The 15,712-nt window shown below is 71.9% G+C and carries 11 protein-coding genes; 9 read left to right on the top strand and 2 right to left on the bottom strand.

The window, feature by feature from the left end; genetic code table 11:
• Nucleotides 1-187 precede the first annotated feature (187 nt).
• Complete coding sequence (locus AADR41_RS37055; RefSeq protein ID WP_446751175.1) at nucleotides 188-1,723, top strand: protein phosphatase 2C domain-containing protein; 1,536 nt, start codon at nucleotides 188-190, stop codon at nucleotides 1,721-1,723.
• Between the two features lie 65 nt (nucleotides 1,724-1,788).
• Nucleotides 1,789-3,531, top strand: a complete 1,743-nt coding sequence (locus AADR41_RS37050; RefSeq protein WP_342286470.1) for a pyruvate dehydrogenase — start codon at nucleotides 1,789-1,791, stop codon at nucleotides 3,529-3,531.
• A 91-nt stretch (nucleotides 3,532-3,622) separates the two neighbouring features.
• Here AADR41_RS37050 and AADR41_RS37045 read toward each other — a convergent pair whose 3' ends face one another.
• The gene (locus tag AADR41_RS37045; RefSeq protein ID WP_342286468.1) at nucleotides 3,623-6,742 is read right to left on the bottom strand and encodes an alpha-mannosidase; all 3,120 of its coding nucleotides are present in this window, start codon (nucleotides 6,740-6,742) and stop codon (nucleotides 3,623-3,625) included.
• A 155-nt stretch (nucleotides 6,743-6,897) separates the two neighbouring features.
• Between AADR41_RS37045 and AADR41_RS37040 the strand changes: the two genes are divergently transcribed.
• The 7 genes from AADR41_RS37040 to AADR41_RS37010 all read left to right on the top strand — a co-directional run bounded on the left by AADR41_RS37040 (nucleotide 6,898) and on the right by AADR41_RS37010 (nucleotide 13,950).
• Nucleotides 6,898-8,064 (top strand): NAD(P)/FAD-dependent oxidoreductase, encoded by a 1,167-nt coding sequence (locus tag AADR41_RS37040; protein ID WP_342286466.1) that lies wholly within the window; start codon nucleotides 6,898-6,900, stop codon nucleotides 8,062-8,064.
• Nucleotides 8,065-8,104: 40 nt separating this feature from the next.
• Nucleotides 8,105-8,431, top strand: coding sequence for a (2Fe-2S)-binding protein (locus AADR41_RS37035; protein ID WP_342286464.1), 327 nt, complete (start codon nucleotides 8,105-8,107; stop codon nucleotides 8,429-8,431).
• Complete coding sequence (locus AADR41_RS37030; protein ID WP_342286462.1) at nucleotides 8,412-9,878, top strand: FAD/NAD(P)-dependent oxidoreductase; 1,467 nt, start codon at nucleotides 8,412-8,414, stop codon at nucleotides 9,876-9,878. The genes AADR41_RS37035 and AADR41_RS37030 overlap by 20 nt, the downstream gene beginning before the upstream one ends.
• Nucleotides 9,879-10,108: 230 nt before the next feature.
• Complete coding sequence (locus tag AADR41_RS37025) at nucleotides 10,109-11,017, top strand: dihydrodipicolinate synthase family protein (protein ID WP_342286460.1); 909 nt, start codon at nucleotides 10,109-10,111, stop codon at nucleotides 11,015-11,017.
• Between the two features lie 173 nt (nucleotides 11,018-11,190).
• Nucleotides 11,191-12,192 carry a proline racemase family protein gene (locus AADR41_RS37020; RefSeq protein ID WP_342286458.1) on the top strand — a complete coding sequence of 334 codons (1,002 nt, stop codon included), beginning with the start codon at nucleotides 11,191-11,193 and terminating at the stop codon, nucleotides 12,190-12,192.
• Nucleotides 12,189-13,133, top strand: a complete 945-nt coding sequence (locus AADR41_RS37015) for an ornithine cyclodeaminase family protein (protein WP_342286457.1) — start codon at nucleotides 12,189-12,191, stop codon at nucleotides 13,131-13,133. The genes AADR41_RS37020 and AADR41_RS37015 overlap by 4 nt, the downstream gene beginning before the upstream one ends.
• 88 nt (nucleotides 13,134-13,221) lie before the next feature.
• Nucleotides 13,222-13,950: a GntR family transcriptional regulator gene (locus AADR41_RS37010; protein ID WP_342286455.1), complete on the top strand. Its 729-nt coding sequence runs from the start codon at nucleotides 13,222-13,224 to the stop codon at nucleotides 13,948-13,950.
• Nucleotides 13,951-14,204: 254 nt separating this feature from the next.
• Here the strand turns inward: AADR41_RS37010 and AADR41_RS37005 are convergent, their stop codons facing one another.
• A complete protein-coding gene (locus AADR41_RS37005) occupies nucleotides 14,205-15,683 on the bottom strand; it encodes an aminopeptidase P family protein (RefSeq protein ID WP_342286471.1) in 1,479 nt (492 codons plus the stop codon).
• Between the last annotated feature and the right edge of the window lie 29 nt (nucleotides 15,684-15,712).

The following is a 15,712-nucleotide window of genomic DNA, read 5'->3' as shown; positions in this document are numbered from 1 at the left end:
GGCTGGGGACGGGGCTTCCGGAGGGGGACTCGACGGTGGGTTCGGGAGTGGGCCCGGGAGTGGGTGCGACGGTGGGCCCGGTCGTGAGTTCGGCGACGGGGCCGGTGGTGGCGCCGGCGGTGGAGCCGGAGAGCGTGCGGGGGCGCCTCCCGAGGTGACGCCCGAGGTGACGCCCGAGGCGGACCCGGTGGTGGTGTCCCGGCCGGTGCGGGAGGAGACCGAACGGGAGCGCGCTCCGTGGGAGCCGCCTGCCGCTGCCCCGGGCGGGCCGGGGGCCACCCCCGTCGGCCCGACGCCGCCGCGTACCTTTGCCGCGCCGGCGATTCCGGTGGATCCGCCGCTCCCTCCGCCTTCTCCTGCGCCTGCGCCTCCATCGGCGTCCGAGCCGGTGTTCGCGCCTGCTCCTGTGCCTGCGCAGGCCGTGGAGCCGCCGGTCACGCCGCCTCCGCCTCCGGCGCCGCCCCTGCCCAGGCGGCCGGTGGCCGCTAAGCCCTCCGCTCCACCGCCACCCGCTGCCGCGCCCGTCACATCCGTCGCATCTGGCACACCCGCTGCATCTGGCACACCCGCTGCATCTGTCACACCCGCCGTATCTGTCACACCCGCCGTATCTGTCACACCCGCGCCGGAGGCGGAGCGCGAAGCCGGCTCGGTCGTCCGTCCCGTGATCGGCCATGTGGGTGACCGGCCGCCCACCTACGACCCCGAGCCCACCGCGCTGCCCGCCACCGTCCCGCAGGAGCTGGACGGCCTGGTCGCCGACACCGTGCTCGACGGTGCCCGCTACGGCACGTACACCCTGCGCGCCACCTCCGTGCGCGGGGACTCCGCGCGGTTTCGCGGCGAGCCCCGCCGCGATGCGCTGCTCACGGCGCGCTTCGGTACCGACGAACGCGCCCTGGTCCTGGTCGCCGTCGCGACCGGGGCCCGCGCCGCCGACGCGGCACACCTGGCGGCGGCCGATGCCTGCCGCTGGATCGGCGCAGCGGTCGGCCGCAGCCACGTCCGGCTCTCCGAGGACATAAGGGCGGGCCGCCGCGGGGACCTCAAGTCCGGGCTCAACCGCCTCACCGACCGCACGTACGGCAAGCTGCGGGCCCGCGCCGCCGAGCTGGGGGTGGAGCCGCAGCAGTACACGGCGGGACTGCGCTGCCTCCTGCTGCCGGCGGATCCGGACTGCCGTACACGGGTCTTCTTCGGCGTCGGGGCCGGTGGCCTCTTCCGGCTGCGCGACGGAGTCTGGCACGACCTCGAACCGGAGTTCCCAACCGCCGGAAGCGCCGGAAGCACCGGAAACGCCGGAAACGCCGGGAGCGCCGGGGTCGCCGGAGGCGTCGGGGACGGCGTCACGGACCCCAGGTCCGGGTTCGGGACTCCGCCACCCGAGGGTGGGGCCGAGGGCGGCCACCTCACCGTGGACCCGGCCGCCGCCTCGTCGCCGGGCCCGTATGCCGATTCTCCGCCCGACCCGCCTGCCCCGCCTGCCCCGCCCGCAGAACCGTTCCGCTTCCGGGGGTCGGTGGCCCGGCCGGGCGATGCCCTGCTGCTGTGCGGTCCCGGGCTGGCCGAACCGATGCGCGGCGAGCCCGCCCTGGCCGAGGAGCTCGCCGCACGCTGGGCGACCGAGGAGGCACCTGGGCTCGTGGCCTTTCTCGCGGACATCCAGCTCCGGGTGAAGGGGTACTCCGACGACCGTACGGCTGCGGGCGTCTGGGAGGCGTAACCGCGTGCGCCATGGGTTGATGGATGCGGAGTCCGGAAGTCGAAGCGCGGAAAGGGTACGCACCCATGGCCAAGCAGAACGTGTCGGAGCAGTTCGTCGACATCCTCGTCCGGGCGGGCGTCAGGCGTATGTACGGTGTCGTCGGCGACAGCCTCAACCCGATCGTCGACGCCATCCGCCGCAACCGGGCCATCGACTGGATCCAGGTCAGGCACGAGGAGACCGCCGCTTTCGCCGCCGGCGCGGAGGCCCAGGTCACGGGCTCGCTGGCGGCCTGCGCGGGATCCTGCGGCCCCGGCAATCTGCACCTCATCAACGGCCTTTACGACGCCCACCGCTCCATGGCACCGGTGCTCGCCCTCGCCTCGCACATCCCGTCGGGCGAGATCGGACTCGGCTACTTCCAGGAGACCCACCCGGAGCTGCTCTTCCAGGAGTGCAGCCACTACAACGAGATGATCTCCAACCCGCAGCAGATGCCCCGGCTGCTCCAGACCGCCATTCAGCACGCGATCGGCCGGGGCGGGGTCAGCGTCGTCACGATGCCGGGTGACATCGCATCGCAGCCCGCCCCGGAGAAGTCCATCGAGCACGCACTGGTCACCTCGCGGCCGACGGTCCGGCCCGGTGACGAGGAGATCGACAGGCTCCGCCGGATGGTCGACGAGGCGAAGCGTGTGACATTGTTCTGCGGCAGCGGCACGGCGGGTGCCCACGCCGAGGTGATGGAGTTCGCCGAACGGGTGAAGTCCCCGGTCGGGCACGCGCTGCGCGGCAAGGAGTGGATCCAGTACGACAACCCGTACGACGTCGGCATGAGCGGTCTGCTCGGCTACGGCGCCGCCTACGAGGCCACCAACGAGTGCGACCTCCTGATCCTGCTCGGCACCGACTTCCCGTACAACGCCTTCCTCCCGACCGATGTGAAGATTGTCCAGGTCGATGTGCGCCCCGAGCACCTGGGCCGCCGCTCCAAGCTGGATCTGGCGGTCTGGGGCGATGTCCGCGAGACCCTGCGCTGTCTGACGCCGCAGGTGAGGGAGAAGACCGACCGCAAGTTCCTCGACCGGATGCTGAAGAAGCACGCCGAAGCGCTGGAGGGCGTGGTCAAGGCGTACACCCGCAAGGTCGAGAAGCACATTCCGATCCATCCGGAGTACGTCGCCTCGGTGCTGGACGAACTGGCCGACGACGACGCCGTGTTCACCGTCGACACCGGAATGTGCAATGTGTGGGCCGCGCGATATCTCACCCCCAACGGCAAGCGCCGTGTCATCGGATCGTTCAGCCACGGCTCGATGGCCAACGCGCTCCCGCAGGCCATCGGCGCCCAGTTCACCGACCGGAACCGTCAGGTGGTCTCGATGTCCGGCGACGGCGGATTCACCATGCTGATGGGCGACTTCCTGACCCTGGTGCAGTACGACCTGCCGGTGAAGGTCGTGCTGTTCAACAACTCCTCCCTCGGCATGGTCGAGTTGGAGATGCTGGTCGCGGGCCTGCCGTCGTTCGGCACGGCCAACAAGAACCCGGACTTCGCCGCGGTCGCCCGCGCGTGCGGGGCGTACGGCGTGCGGGTGGAGAAGCCCAAGCAGCTCGAAGGCGCACTCAAGGAGGCCTTCAAGCACAAGGGCCCCGCGCTCGTCGATGTCGTCACCGACCCCAACGCGCTCTCCATCCCGCCGAAGATCAGCGCCGAGATGGTGACCGGCTTCGCGCTCTCCGCCAGCAAGATCGTGCTGGACGGGGGAGTGGGCCGCATGGTCCAGATGGCCCGCTCCAACCTGCGCAACGTGCCCCGCCCCTGAACGTACGCCGCCGCTGAACGTGCCCGCCCCCGAACGTGCCCCGCCGCTGAACGAGGGCCCGCAAAGGGGCGGTTGCGGTGTTCCGCAACCGTCACGCCGGGGTCAGGCGCAGCGTCAGGATCTGGAACGGCCGGAGCGACAGTACGAGACCGTGCTCGTCGGTGTCCGCCTCGCGCAACGGCCGTTCCAGCAGGTCGGTGACCTGGGCCCGCACGACGGGGAACCCGAACCGCAGTGTGGTGCCGGCGCGGCCGCCCGCCGACTCGTAGAGCCGTACGATCACATCGCCGCCGCGGTCCTCGGCGAGCTTCACCGACTCCACCGTGACCGCCGGATGCCCCGTGTCGACCAGTGGCGGCAGTACCGGTGCCACCGCCGCCCGCAGCGGCAGATTGAGCGCGAGCCCCTCCCGCACCGCGTCGGTGATCCCGCCACCCGGCGCCAGCGCGTACCTGAACCGGTGCCGGCCGAGGTCGGTCTCCGGGTCGGGGCTGTGCGGGGCGCGCAGCAGCGTCAGCCGTACGGTCGTGCCCAGCCCCGAAGGGTGCGGGGTCCTGGTCACGTCGTGCCCGTACGTCGAGTCGTTGAGCAATGTCACGCCGTACCCCGGCTCGGCGACCCGCAGCCAGCGATGGGCGCAGATCTCGAAACGGGCGGCGTCCCAGCCGGTGTTGTCGTGCGTGGGGCGGTGGACATGGCCGAACTGGATCTCGCAGGTGGACCGTTCGGCGTGCACGTCGAGCGGGAACGCCGCCTTGAGTACCTTCTCCGACTCCCGCCAGTCGACCTCGGTGTCGATGTCGATCCGGCGGCTGCCGGCGCTCAGCCGGATCTCCTGTGTGACATGTGACTGCCCGAAGGACCGCCGGACGCGGACCGCGCCCCGCAACGGCCCCTCCTCCACCAGGTCGACGGAGTCGGCATCGGTGAGATCGGTGCGGGTGCGGCGGTAGTGCCGGTCGATGTCCCAGGCGTCCCAGTGGTTGGGGTGGTCCGGGTGCAGCTGGAGAAGGTTGGCCCGGTGGCCGGGCACGAGGACGTCCCGCCCCGCGCCGAGATCGCGGACGGCGTCGATCAGCCCGTCGGCGTCGATCACCAACCGCAGCAGCCCGTTGTCGAGCACGAGACCTCCGTCCGCGGAACCGGCCGCGGAGACCGGGTGCTCCGGTACCGCAGAGCCGTCCAGCGGACCCGCGCCGAGCCCGGGTGCCTCGGCCGGCACCACCGTACGGCCGTCTCCGAGGTGCTGCACCTGCGCGCCGGACGGCAGTACCGCGCTCGCCTCCGGGTCCAGCTCGACCATCTGACGGCGTTGGTACGGGGACGAGTTGAGCGCCACCAGACCCTTGGCGCCGCCCAGTGCGGCCACCGCTTTTGCCACCAGATCCGCCAGTTCCGTCCGTACCCGCTCGTAGGTCTCGCGGGCCTCGCGGTGCACCCAGGCGATCGACGAGCCGGGCAGGATGTCATGGAACTGATGCAGCAGGACCGTCTTCCACAGCCGGTCCAACGCCTGGTACGGGTAGTGGTAGCGGTGTCCGGGGGCGCGCAGTGCTGCCGTCGTCGCCCACAACTCCGCCTCCCGGAGCAGGTGTTCGCTGCGGCGGTTGCCCTGTTTGGTCTTGGCCTGGGTGGTGTACGTGGCCCGGTGCAGTTCCAGGTACAGCTCGCCCGACCAGACCGGAGCCTGCGCCCCGTACTCCTCCTCGGCCGCCGCGAAGAACGCCGCCGGCCGCTCGATGGTCACCTTGGGGGAGCCCTCCAGGTTCCGGAGCCGGCGCGCCTTCTCCAGCATCTCGCGGGTGGGGCCGCCCCCGCCGTCGCCCCAGCCGAACGGGACGAGGGAGCGAGTGGCATGCCCCTTCTCGGCGAAGTTGCGTTCGGCGTGGGCTAGTTCGCTGCCGTGGAACTGTGCGTTGTAGGTGTCCACCGGCGGGAAGTGGGTGAAGACCCTGGTCCCGTCGATGCCCTCCCACCAGAAGGTGTGATGTGGCATTTTGTTGCTCTGGTTCCAGGACAGCTTCTGCGTCAGGAACCATTTCACCCCCGCCAGCCGGGCCAGCTGCGGGAAGGCCGCCGTGTAGCCGAAGGTGTCCGGCAGCCAGATCTCCTCGGTCTCCACTCCCAGCTCCTGCCGGAAGAACCGCTTGCCGTGCACGAGCTGACGGGCCAGCGCCTCACCGCCGGGCATGTTGGCGTCGGACTCCACCCACATCGACCCGACGGGCGCCCACTGCCCAGCGGTCACGGCCTGCTTGACGCGCTCCCAGATGTGCGGCTGGTGCTCCTTCACCCAGGCGTACTGCTGGGCCTGCGAGGCCGCGAAGACCAGCTCCGGATAGTCCCGGGCCAGCGCGGTGACATTGGCGAAGGTGCGCGACGCCTTGCGCACCGTCTCGCGCAGCGGCCACAGCCAGGCCGAGTCGATGTGCGCATGGCCGGCGGCCGAGATCCGGTGCGCGCTCGCCGCGGCCGGACGGGACAGCACTTCGGCCAGCTGCTCCCGGCCGGCCCGCGCCGTTCCCGCCACGTCGTGCAGATCCAGCGCGTCCAGCATGCGCTCCAGAGCGCGCAGGATCTCGTGGCGCCGGGAGCGCTCGACGGGGAGTTCCCGCATCAGTTCGCTGAGCACCTCGATGTCCAGCACAAGATGCCAGACCTCCTCGTCCAGCACCGCCAGGTCCGCGGAGGCGAACCGGTACAGCGGCCGGTCGCCCGCCGTCCGCACGTCCCCGAGCCGTGTCGGCGCGAAGCCGTGTTCCAGCACCGCGGGGTTGGCCGCCGCCTCCAGCAGCAGCGCGACCGGTTCGCCGCCCGCTGCCGGGGCGGCCACCGTCAGATGGCGATTGCGTGGATGGATGCCCTTGAGCGGGACGCCGCCGGAGTCGTACAGCATGCCCTCGGCCTGGAACCCCGGCCCCTGACCGGAGAAGCCGGGATCCACGACGACCTCGGCCCGGCGCCCCGCCCACGTTGCCGGCACGGTCCCCTCCAGCCGGAACCAGCTGGTCGACCAGGGTTTCCCCCACTCGGTGCCGGTACGGAACGGCTCGAACGGTTCCCGGAGCACCCGGGCCACCGGGACGGGCTCACCGGGGATGTGCCGGACGGAGAGTGCGAGCGGCGTGCGGGCCGAGTACTGGGCGGGGCGGATGAACTGGTGAAGGGCTCGTTCGAGGCGGTCCTCCACCACGGTGCGGTCGTCGTGCATCACGGCTCCAAGCGGTCGGCGCCTGCGGGGTTCATGGCTCCACTTCCCCGGCTGCCGATCCGGCACCCCTGCGGGCGGTGCGGGGGAGTGATGGTTGATCAACTGGCCCTGTGCGCACCCTTGGCGACCCTTAAGCAATGTGACATATTACTGCCGTGCTCACGAGACGCCCCCTGGATGTCGTCATCGTCGGGGCCGGAATGGTCGGCGCCGCCTGCGCCTACTACACCTCCCGGTCCGGACTCTCCGTAGCCGTCGTCGACCGAGGGCCGGTGGCCGGCGGCACCACCGGAACCGGCGAGGGCAACCTCCTGGTCTCCGACAAAGTGCCCGGACCGGAACTCGAACTCGCCCTGCTCTCCGCCTCCTTGTGGCGGCGACTGGCCGAGGAACTGCCCACGGGCATCGAGTACGAACTCAAGGGCGGTGTGGTCGTCGCGGCGTCCGGGAACTCCCTGGCCGCCCTGACCGCCACGGCCGATGCCCAGCGGGCGGCGGGTGTCGAGGCGTACCACGTCACATCCGACCGGCTCCGCGACATCGAGCCCCACCTCGCGCCGAACCTGTCCGGTGGCTGCCACTACCCGCAGGACGCCCAGGTCCAACCGGCTTTGGCCGCAGCCGAGTTGCTGAGCGCCGCCAGGCGGGCGGGTGCGCTGGTGCGCCCGGGGGAGGAGGTGACCGGGATCCTCCGGGACCGGAAGGGAGCCGTACGCGGGGTCCGCACGGCGCGGGGCGAACTGCACGCCCCCGTCGTGGTCAACGCGGCGGGCACCTGGGGCGGCGACCTGGCCGCACTGGCCGATGCGAACCTGCCGGTCCTGCCGCGCAGAGGGTTCGTACTGGTCACCGAACCACTGCCCCGGCTGATCCGGCACAAGGTCTACGCCGCGGAGTACGTGGCCGACGTGTCGAGCGGGTCCGCGGCGCTCCAGACCTCGCCCGTCGTGGAGGGGACGCCCGCGGGGCCGGTGCTCATCGGGGCCAGCCGCGAACGGGTCGGCTTCGACCGGACCTTGTCCGTCGAGGTGATCTCCCGGCTGGCGGCGGGCGCCGCCGCGCTCTTTCCCGCGCTGGCCGACGTACGGGTGATGCGCGCCTACCACGGATTCCGCCCCTACCTGCCCGATCACCTCCCGGCGATCGGGCCGGACCCCCGGGTGCCGGGGCTCTTCCACGCCTGCGGCCACGAGGGTGCCGGGATCGGGCTGGCGCCCGCGACCGGACTGCTCATCGCCGACGCGATCCGGGGAGAGCGGCCCGCACTCGACCTCGGACCCTTCGCCCCCGATCGGTTCGATGCCACATGCCATGTCACATAAGGGTGGAGAGCGGGGCACCCCCGCCCCAGGAGAGGACCCAGTGAGACGTACCCGCGCACGTACCCCCGCCGAACTCGTCGGGGCCGCGCCCGAGACGGAGTTCCAGCTCACCTTCGACGGCCGCCCGGTCCGCGCGCTGCCGGGCCAGACCATCGCCGCCGCACTCTGGTCGGCGGGCATCCTGACCTGGCGCACCACTCGGGTGAACGGCCGGCCGCGAGGGGCCTTCTGCGGGATCGGCGCCTGCTACGACTGCCTGGCCACCGTCAACGGCCGGCCCAACCAGCGCGCCTGCCTGCTGCCCGCGGCACCGGGCGACACGGTGACGACGCAGGAGGGTGACGGCCATGCCGAACTCGACCGATGAGCCCAGGACGCGGGAGACCGGCCGCGTCGAGCTCGCCGTGGTGGGCGCCGGACCGGCGGGCCTCGCAGCGGCCGTCACCGCCGCCGACCAAGGGCTCGACGTGGTCCTGCTGGACGCGGCCGCCGCACCCGGCGGGCAGTACTACCGCAGCCCGGCCGACGGTCTCGGCGCCACCCGGCCCGGGGCCCTGCACCACGACTGGCGCACGTTCACGGAACTCTCCGCCCGGCTGGCCGCACACCGCGACACCGGCACGATCCGCCACCTCACCGGTCACCAGGTGTGGACGGTCGAACGAACCGGTGACGGCGACTGGATCCTGCACGCGGTCACCGGGGCCGACGAGGAGATCCGCACCGCTGTCCGGGCCCGCCGGATGCTCCTCGCGACCGGTGCCCACGAACGCCAACTGCCCTTTCCCGGCTGGACACTTCCAGGCGTGGTGGGCGCGGCGGGGGCCCAGGCGATGCTGAAGTCGGGGCTGGTGCTGCCGGGAAGAAGGATCGTGGTCGCGGGGAGCGGGCCGCTCCTCCAGGCGGTCGCCCTCTCGCTGACCCGTGCGGGGGCACAGGTCCCGGCGCTGGTCGAGGCCGCCGGCTACGGGGCGTACGCCCGTGCTCCCCGGGTGCTGGCGGCCAACCCGGGCAAGGCGGCGGAAGGGGCCCGGTTCGCGGCGGAGCTGGCCCGCGCCCGGGTGCGGGTGCTGAGCCACCGGGCGGTCACCGAGGTGCACGGCGACGAGCGGGTGGAGGCGGTGACCGTCAGCAGGGTGGACCGCCGGTGGCGGCCCGTCGCCGGGACCGGCCGCCGGATCACCTGTGACGCGCTCGCCGTGGGACACGGGCTGATGCCGCAGCTCGACCTCGCCGTGGCAGCCGGCTGCGACACACGGCCCGGCCCCGACGGCACGCACGCGGTCACCCTCGACGACCAGCTCAGGACCACCGTCCCCGGAGTCTGGGCGGCCGGCGAGACGGGCGGGGTGGGGGGCGTCGAACTCGCTCTCTTCGAAGGCGAGTTGGCGGCGCTCTCCATCGTCCGCGAGGTGCGGGGCGGAGTGCGGGGGCGGGAAGCGCACAGGGCCGTCGCGCTGCGCCGCTCCCGCCGTCGTCTGCGGGCCTTCGCCGATCTGATGGGGGCCGTGCACCGACCGGGGCCCGGCTGGCGCGAGTGGCCGGCCGACGGGACGGAGGTGTGCCGCTGCGAAGAGGTCGGCGCGGGCCGGATCCGTACCGCGTGCGAGGAGCTGGGAGCCGGTGACACCAGGACCGTCAAACTGCTCACCCGGGCCGGAATGGGATGGTGCCAGGGCCGGACGTGCGGATTCGCCGTCCGGGAACTCGCCGCCGCGCACGGCGGTGGACAGGAGCCCGGCGGACCCGACCGGCGCCCGCTGGCCTGCCCGGTGAAACTCTCCACCCTCGCCGACCTGTCCGGTCCCGGGTAGGCCGCGTCCGGACCACTCCCAGGGGCGCTCTGCGCGCCGACCGTTGTGCCCCGCCCCGAGTTCTTCCTTCCAGCTTCCGCGTTCCCTTCCGATTCCGCGGTCACGCGTTCTCGCATCTCTGCGGTTTCGCACCACTGCGTTCTCGCACCACTGCGTTCTCGCACCACTGCGTTCTCGCGGTTTCACGTTTCCGCCACACCATGACCTGTCACACCTCTCAAGGAGCCACGATGCAGACGAACACCGACTCGCGCACCCGCCCCTGGCACGGAGTCATGGTCGCCACCCCGATCACCCTGCGCGACGACTGCACCATCGACTACGACGCCTATGCCGACCATGTCCGGCAGCTCATCGAGGCGGGCTGCGACGGGGTGGTGCCCAACGGTTCGCTGGGGGAGTACCAGACCCTGACCGACAGCGAACGCGAGCAGGTGGTCCGGGTCGCCGTCGAGGCCGCGGGCGACGGCAACCGCGTCATGCCGGGCGTCGCCGCCTACGGCAGCGCGGAATCGAGGCGCTGGGCGGAACAGGCCGCGGCGGCGGGCGCCGGCTCCGTGCTGCTGCTGCCGCCCAACGGGTACCGCTGCGAGGAGGCGGCGGTGCGTGCCCACTACGCCGATGTGGCCGAGGCCGGGGTGCCGGTCGTCGCGTACAACAACCCGTACGACACCAAGGTGGACCTGACGCCGGGGCTGCTCGCCCGCCTCCACCAGGACGGCAGCATCGTGGCCGTCAAGGAGTTCAGCGGTGACGTCCGCCGGGCCTACGAGATCGCCGAACAGGCCCCGGGGCTCGACGTGCTGGTGGGCGCCGACGACGTACTTCTGGAACTGGCGCTCGCCGGGGCCGTCGGCTGGATCGCCGGCTGCCCGAACATGCTGCCGTCCTGCTGTGTCGAGTTGTACCGGGCCGCTGTCACCGGTGACATGGCAACCGCCCTGCCGCTGTACCGGGAGCTGCACCCGCTGCTCCGCTGGGACTCGAAGCCGGAGTTCGTCCAGGCCATCAAGGCGTCCATGGACGTCGCCGGGCGCCATGGGGGCCGTACCCGGCCGCCGCGGTTCCCCCTCCCCGCCGACGACGTGGCCGCCGTACGTGCCGCGACGGAGAAGGCACTGGCCGGGGGCCTGCACTGAGACCGGGGGGCTTTCACTGAGACCGCGGGCCGCCGCTGAGACCGGCTCGCGGCCGACGCAGGCGGGGCCGGCCGTACGCCCGGACGGAGCGCTCGGCCCGGCCCCCTTCGCCAAGACCCGTTCCGTCCGTTTCCAGCGTTCCTCGTGTCCGACCTGACGAACCAGGGGGAGTTTTGCAGACACGTCACATTTTCCATGCCGTCGACTCACACACCGAGGGCATGCCCACCCGAGTCATCACCGGAGGCATCGGCACCATCCCCGGTACGACGATGGCCGAGCGGCGCCTCCACTTCCAGCAGCACCGGGACGCCGTGCGCACCCTGCTCATGTACGAACCGCGCGGCCACGCCTCCATGAGCGGCGTGATCCTCCAGCCGCCCACCCGGCCGGACGCGGACTACGGGGTCCTGTTCATAGAGGTCTCCGGCTATCTGCCGATGTGCGGGCACGGCACCATCGGGGTGGCGACCGTTCTGGTGGAGACCGGCATGGTGGAGGTCACCGAACCCGTCACCACCGTGCGGCTGGACACCCCGGCCGGGCTCGTCAGCGTGGACGTACAGGTGAAGGACGGCGCGGCGACCGGGGTGACCCTGACCAACGTTCCGGCGTTCAGCGTCGCGCTCGACCGGACGGTGGACGTGCCCGGCCACGGGACGCTGCGCTACGACCTCGCCTACGGCGGCAACTTCTACGCGATGGTGCAGCTGTCCGACCTGGGGCTGCCCTACGACCGGGCCCGCAAGGACGACATCCTGGCCGCCGGACTCGCCCTGATGGACGCGGTCAACGCCACCGAGCGGCCCGTCCACCCCGAGGATCCGGACATCCACGGCCTCAAGCACGTGCAGTTCGTCGCGCCCGGGTCCGACGCCCGCCACTCCCGGCACGCGATGGCCATCCATCCCGGCTGGTTCGACCGCTCACCCTGCGGGACCGGCACCTCGGCACGCATGGCGCAACTGCACGCACGCGGTGAACTCCCCCTGGACACCGACTTCGTGAACGAGTCGTTCATCGGCACCTCGTTCACCGGGCGCCTGGTCCAGGAGACCACCGTCGGCGGGCTGCCGGCCGTCGTCCCCACCGTCACCGGCCGCGCCTGGATCACCGGTACCGCACAATTCTTCCTGAACCCGTCCGACCCCTTCCCCGAAGGATTCCTGCTGTGAACCTCCCCCTGCTCGGCGCCGACGACATCCAGGCCCTGGGACCAACCGGAGCCGTGGACGCACTGGAGGCGGCGCTGAGCGGGGGACTGGATCCGGAGACGGCCCCCGCCCGGTACCACGTCACAGTGCCCGGCGGGGAGCTGCTGATCATGCCCGCCACCACACAGCAGGTGACCGGCGTGAAGATCGCCGGGGTGGCCCCGGACAACCCGTCCCGCGACCTGCCCCGGATCACCGGAAGCTATCTGCTGCTCGACGCACCCACCCTGCTGCCGCTCGCCCTGCTGGACGGGGCCGCGCTCACCACCCTGCGCACCCCGGCCGTTTCCGCACTCGCCATCCGCCACCTCACCGGCCCCGTCGTACATCATCTGGTGCTCTTCGGGACGGGCCCCCAGGCGTACGGACACCTCGACGCGGTGCTCGCGGAACGTCAGGTCGAACGGGTCACCGTGGTCGGCCGCACTCCGCACCGGGCCGAAGCGCTGGCAGCGCACGCCCGCAGCCTCGGCGTGGACGCCCGTACGGCACAGGCACCCGGCGACGATGAAGTCGCCACGGCCGACCTGGTGCTCTGCTGCACCACCTCCGCCGCCCCGCTGTTCGACGGTGCCCTGGTGCCGGACGGGGCGACGGTTGTCGCGGTGGGTTCCCACACCCCCGATGCCCGGGAGGTCGACACCACTCTGGTGGCGCGCTCCTGCGTCGTCGTCGAAGCGCGGTCGGCCGCGTTGTCGGAGGCGGGCGACCTGCTGGTCCCGATGGCCGAGGGAGCCTTCCGGGCCGAGGACATCCACGCCAATCTGGCCGAATTGGTGACGGGACGCGCTCCCGGCGGAGCACCGGCCGGTTTTCGGGGACCACGGTTCTTCAAGAGCGTCGGAATGGGCTGGGAGGACCTCGCCGTCGCCGCCGCGGTGCACCGTGATTCGGCGTCCTGAGCGAGTTGTCCACAGCCTCGGAGCGATGGGCCCTGACCGAATCGTGCCATTGTATTCTGAGGCCCCGCACGGCGCTGGAGGAACAGATATGGCCCGCCTGACGACGCTCAACGCCATCTCCGCGCAGGAGCACTTGCGTGACCAGGTGGCGAATGCCCTCAGGGCGGCCCTGATCGCGGGCGACCTCCGGCCGGGCATGATCTACTCCGCCCCCGCGCTCGCCGCCGACTTCGGAGTGTCCGCGACCCCGGTGCGCGAGGCCATGCTCGACCTGGCACGCGAGGGCCTGGTCGAAGCGGTGCGCAACAAGGGTTTCCGGATAACGGAGTTGACCGAACAGGACCTCGACGACTTCACCGAGCTGCGGGTCATGATCGAGGTCCCCACCATCGGCCGCATCGCCCGGATGGGCCGGACCAGGGAGCTGGAGGCGTTGCGTCCGCTGGCCCAGGCGATCGTCGCGGCCGCAGCCGAGCACGACATCATCGGCTACCTGGAGGCAGACCGCCGATTCCATCTCGAACTGCTCGCCCTGGCGGGAAACCGCCGCCTGGTGGAGGAGGTCGGCAATCTGCGCAAGCGATCGCGCCTCTTCGGACTCAACCGGCTCGACCAGTCCGGTCTGCTGGTCACATCGGCCGAGGAGCACGCCCAGCTGCTCGACGTTCTGATCGCGGGCGACGCCGAGCGCGCCGAGAGATGCATGCTCTCGCACATGTCACATGTCAGGAATCTCTGGGCCGAGCAGGAGGCCGCCGAGACGGCGGCTGGAGACGAGCGGATCCGCAGAGTGTCGCTCCCGGCCGCGGAGGCCTGATCCACCGAATCCGTCCGGGGGCTGCGCGGCTCCCGCAGCACCCGGAGCCCTGGGCTCACGCAGCCCTCGTAGTCCCGGGAGCCCTGGGCTCACGCAGCCTCATAGTTTCAGGAGCCCCGGGCTCACGAGGCCCCCGCAGTCCCAGCAGCCCCGGGCTCACGGGAGCCCTTGCGGGCTCCTGCCGTCGGACGTTCGACCCGCCGCTCAACGACCGCCCGCCGGGCGGCCGTTGAAACGGTGCGCAGGGTCGTTGCTCAGTCCCGGGACTCCAGCAGCGTGGCCATCCACTCCTCGATGCCGTCGGCGGTGCGGGGCAGCGCCGACGACATGAGGCGGGCGCCGTCGGCAGTGATCACGAGGTCGTCCTCGATCCGCACCCCGATCCCGCGCAGCGACCGGGGCAGCGTCTCGTCGTCGGGCTGGAGGTAGAGCCCGGGTTCCACCGTCAGTACCTGACCGGGCTCCAGGACTCCGTCCAGATAGGCCCCGGCGCGCGCCTGCGCGCAGTCGTGCACATCCATGCCGAGCATGTGACCGCTGCTGCAGAGCGTGTACCGGCGGTAGAAGCCGTTGTCCGGGGCGAGCGCCTCGTCCACCGACATCCGCAGCACGCCCCACTCGTGCAGCCCCTCGGTGATGACCCGCATGGCGGCCAGGTGGAAGTCACAAAACCGCGCCCCGGGGCGCAGGGCCGCGATGCCGGCGTCCTGTGCTGCCAGCACCAGCTCGTGGACGGCTCGCTGCACCGGGGAGAAGCGGCCGGACAGCGGGAGGGTGCGGGTGATGTCGGCGGTGTAGAGCGAGTCGGTCTCCACTCCGGCGTCCAGCAGCAGCAACTGCCCCTGTTCCAGCGGGCCGTCATTGCGGGTCCAGTGCAGCACACAGGCGTGCGCTCCGGCGGCGGCGATCGTGGCGTAGCCCGGTCCGTTCCCCTCCGACCGGGCCCGGAGATCGAAGACGCCCTCGATCCAGCGTTCGCCGCGCGGGTGGCGCAGCGCCTGCGGCAGGCTTCGTACCACGTCCTCGAAGCCGACCGCCGTCGCATCGACGGCCTGCTGCAACTGCCCGGCCTCCCAGGGGTCCTTGACGAGCCGGAGCTCGCTGAGCACCGCTTCGAGCCCGGCCGGTGCCGAGCGCCCGAGCGGGAACGCGCGGCAGGCACGCAGGAGTTCATCGACGGACGGGTCCACCCCGGACAGCACCCGGACCGGCGGCTGCGGCCCGGTGAGCAGCTTCTCCCAGGCATCCAGATGCGCGCAGCGGATGCCGGTCAGCCGGGTCGCCTCTGCCAGGTCGGGCCTGCGCCCGACCCAGAACTCGCCGTATCTGCGGTCACGGTAGAACTCCTGGCCGGTGCGCGGCGACCGGGGTCGCAGATACAGCACCGCCTCGTGCCGCTCGTCGCCGTCCGGTTCCAGGACGAGCACGTGACCGGCCTGGTCCACGCCGGTGAGGCCGGTGAGCCAGGCGTATCCGGTGTGCGGCCGGAAGGGGTGGTCGGTGTCGTTGGAACGGACCGCGAGCGCACCGGCCGGGATGATCAGACGCTCGCCGGGGAAGCGGGCGGCCAGCCGGGCGCGGCGCGCGGGGGTGGCGCCGATGGAGGGGACGCGAAGGTCCTCCGGCAGCGGGGACTTGGCCCACCCGGTGCCCATGAAGGCGTCCAGGGCGGGTGACACCGGCAGGTCGTGGCTGCCGGTGCGGGGCGCGGAGAAGGAACGGGACACGGGCATTGCTCCTCGGGGCTCGGTGGGGCCGGGGT

Origin of the sequence: Streptomyces sp. CLV115 (assembly GCF_038448545.1) — a bacterium.
In the GTDB taxonomy this organism is placed as follows: Bacteria; Actinomycetota; Actinomycetes; order Streptomycetales; family Streptomycetaceae; genus Streptomyces; species Streptomyces sanglieri.
Note: the sequence above shows the minus strand (reverse complement) of the source record. Positions and strands in the feature narration are given on the sequence as shown.

Bases quoted from the DNA above. Each gene is read 5' to 3' on its own strand.
- AADR41_RS37050 (WP_342286470.1), top strand. From the start codon at position 1,789: ATGGCCAAGCAGAACGTGTCGGAGCAGTTCGTCGACATCCTCGTCCGG.
- AADR41_RS37045 (WP_342286468.1), bottom strand. From the start codon at position 6,742: ATGCACGACGACCGCACCGTGGTGGAGGACCGCCTCGAACGAGCCCTT.
- AADR41_RS37030 (WP_342286462.1), top strand. From the start codon at position 8,412: ATGCCGAACTCGACCGATGAGCCCAGGACGCGGGAGACCGGCCGCGTC.
- AADR41_RS37025 (WP_342286460.1), top strand. From the start codon at position 10,109: ATGCAGACGAACACCGACTCGCGCACCCGCCCCTGGCACGGAGTCATG.
- AADR41_RS37010 (WP_342286455.1), top strand. From the start codon at position 13,222: ATGGCCCGCCTGACGACGCTCAACGCCATCTCCGCGCAGGAGCACTTG.
- AADR41_RS37005 (WP_342286471.1), bottom strand. From the start codon at position 15,683: ATGCCCGTGTCCCGTTCCTTCTCCGCGCCCCGCACCGGCAGCCACGAC.